This is a genomic window from Treponema endosymbiont of Eucomonympha sp. (assembly GCF_001028545.1).
The window spans coordinates 1-452 of sequence record NZ_BBPW01000657.1 but is presented as its reverse complement, the minus strand read 5'-3'; the positions used below and the strand labels follow the sequence as shown (position 1 = coordinate 452).

The 452-nt window shown below is 38.3% G+C and carries 1 protein-coding gene; it reads left to right on the top strand.

The window, feature by feature from the left end; genetic code table 11:
- Positions 1-452, top strand: a 452-nt coding sequence (gene rplD / locus AWU74_RS11040) for a 50S ribosomal protein L4 (RefSeq protein WP_162505123.1), incomplete at both ends; no start/stop codon positions are given.

The following is a 452-nucleotide window of genomic DNA, read 5'->3' as shown; positions in this document are numbered from 1 at the left end:
TCGATTTATGGAAATGAATTGCGAACAATTAAACTTGACGATGCGATATTCGGAATTCCGACAAATGCATATATTGTTTATTATGCTATTAATAATGAATTAGCGAACAAACGCGTCGGGACAGTATGTACGAAAGATCGTTCTGCTGTACGGGGTAGTAATGTAAAACCATACAAACAAAAAGGAACTGGACGTGCACGGTGTGGCGATAAGAAATCTCCGTTACTACGAGGTGGTGGAGTGATTTTTGGTCCGAAACCGAGAAATTATAACTATACGTTGCCAAAAAAAATGAAACGTCTGGCATTAAAATCGATTTTAAGTATGAAGACACGGAGTAATTGTTTAACGGTGGTAGAAGATTTTACTATCGAAAACGGTAAAACAAGAGAACTGTTGATTATCCTTAATCGATTCATGAAAGGTGAACGGACGGGCATCGTGGTGAGTGA